We start from the raw sequence: 1,791 nt of genomic DNA, 5'->3' as shown, positions 1-1,791 counted from the left end.
ACCAGGGTGCCGAGCGGGCGGTGGCCGACCGCGACGGCGGCCAGCGCGGCGCCGAGCTCGGCGGTGGTGCGGGCGGAGCGCAGGCCGTCGGCGAGCGCGTCCAGGCCCAACCGGACGGCGCGGTCCAGCAGTTCGGGCTTGCCGCGGAAGTGCCGGTAGAGCGCGGGCGCGGTGATGCCGACGCCGGCGGCGACCTCGGTCATCGAGACCTGGTGGTAGCCGCTGCGGTGGAAGCGGTCGGCGGCCACGGCCAGGATCTGGGCGCGCCGCCCGGGCGGCCGTCGGACCACCATGACGACCCCCTCCTCCCATCGGCCGGGCACCGGTGCGGTACCGGAGCGACGCCGGGGCCGGTCCCGGACCGGCGTCGACGGAAGGCTAGCAAGGATTCACTTCACGCCCCCGCCGGCCTGGCCCCGCACAGCTTCTCGCGGCGAGCCGACCCTGGACAGCCGAAGCTACCCCGGATTAACTTGTGAGGCCATCACCAGGCACGTTCCGCCCCGGCCGGCAGCCCCGGCCGGTGCCGTCGAAGGGAGCGCCGCCGTGCGCCGCACCGTGTTCACCGAGGACCACGAGGCCTTCCGGGAGACCATCCGGGACTTCATCGCCAACGAGGTCGTCCCGGTCTACGAGAGCTGGGAGGCCGAGGGCCACCCGCCGCGCGACTTCTACCGGCAGCTCGGCGCGCTCGGCGTCTACGGCATCGAGGTGCCCGAGGAGTACGGCGGCGCGGGCGAGAGCGGGTTCAAGTACCAGGCGGTGATCGCCGAGGAGACCGCCCGGGCGGGCGTGAGCTTCGGCTCCTCCGGCGTGCACACCGGCCTGGTGCTGCCGTACCTGCTGGAGTACGCGACCGAGGAGCAGAAGCGGCGCTGGCTGCCCGGCTTCGTCTCCGGCGACATCATGACCGCGATCGCGATGACCGAGCCGGGCGCCGGCTCCGACCTCGCGGGCATCTCCACCACCGCGCGGCTCTCCGAGGACGGCACCCACTACGTCCTGAACGGCGCCAAGACCTTCATCACCGGCGGCGTGCTGGCCGACCTCGTCCTGGTGGTCTGCCGCACCGCCCCGTACGACCCCGAGAACCGCCGGGCCGGGCTGTCCATCCTCTGCGTGGACACCACCTCGGAGGGCTACACCGTCGGCCGCAAGCTGCAGAAGATCGGCCTGCGCACCTCGGACACCGCCGAGCTGGCGTTCAGCGACGTCAAGGTGCCGGTGGAGAACCTGCTCGGCGAGGAGGGGCGGGCCTTCTCCTACCTGACCCACAACCTGGTCCAGGAGCGGCTGGCGATCGCCGTCGGCGCGTACGCGGCGGCCGCGGCGGCGGTGCGGTTCGCGGTGCAGTACGTCAAGGACCGCAAGGTGTTCGGCAAGGCGGTGGCCGAGTTCCAGAACACCAAGTTCGTCCTGGCTGACTGCGAGGCCCAGGTGGTGGCGCAGCAGTCGATGGTGGACCGGGCGCTGGAGCTGTACCAGAACGGTGAGCTGACCGTCGCCGACGCGGCCGCGGCGAAGCTGTTCTGCACCGAGTCGGCCTCCACCGTGATCGACAAGTGCCTGCAGCTGCACGGTGGTTACGGCTACATCCTGGAGTACCCGATCGCCCGGCTCTACACCGACAACCGGGTGTTCCGGATCTACGGCGGCACCAGCGAGGTCATGCGCAGCATCATCGCCAAGTCGCTCGGGCTGTAGGGCCGTTCGGGTCACCCGGGGCGGCCGGGGCCGCCGGGGCCGCCGGGGCCGCCGGGGCCGCGCTGGGGTACGGCCGGGAGGGCCGGC

At 72.7% G+C, this 1,791-nt stretch carries 2 protein-coding genes; one reads left to right on the top strand and one right to left on the bottom strand.

From position 1 onward, the window contains the following. A partial coding sequence (locus ABZW03_RS40460; RefSeq protein ID WP_355269829.1) for a helix-turn-helix domain-containing protein occupies positions 1 to 293 on the bottom strand: 293 nt, incomplete at its 3' end. 253 nt (positions 294 to 546) lie between these two features. Between ABZW03_RS40460 and ABZW03_RS40455 the strand changes: the two genes are divergently transcribed. Further along, positions 547 to 1,704: an acyl-CoA dehydrogenase family protein gene (locus tag ABZW03_RS40455; protein WP_355269827.1), complete on the top strand. Its 1,158-nt coding sequence runs from the start codon at positions 547 to 549 to the stop codon at positions 1,702 to 1,704. Positions 1,705 to 1,791 lie beyond the last annotated feature (87 nt).

It is taken from the genome of Kitasatospora sp. NPDC004799, from assembly GCF_040609095.1.
Taxonomy (GTDB): Bacteria; Actinomycetota; Actinomycetes; order Streptomycetales; family Streptomycetaceae; genus Kitasatospora.
This window is presented reverse-complemented; position numbering and strand designations above follow the sequence as displayed.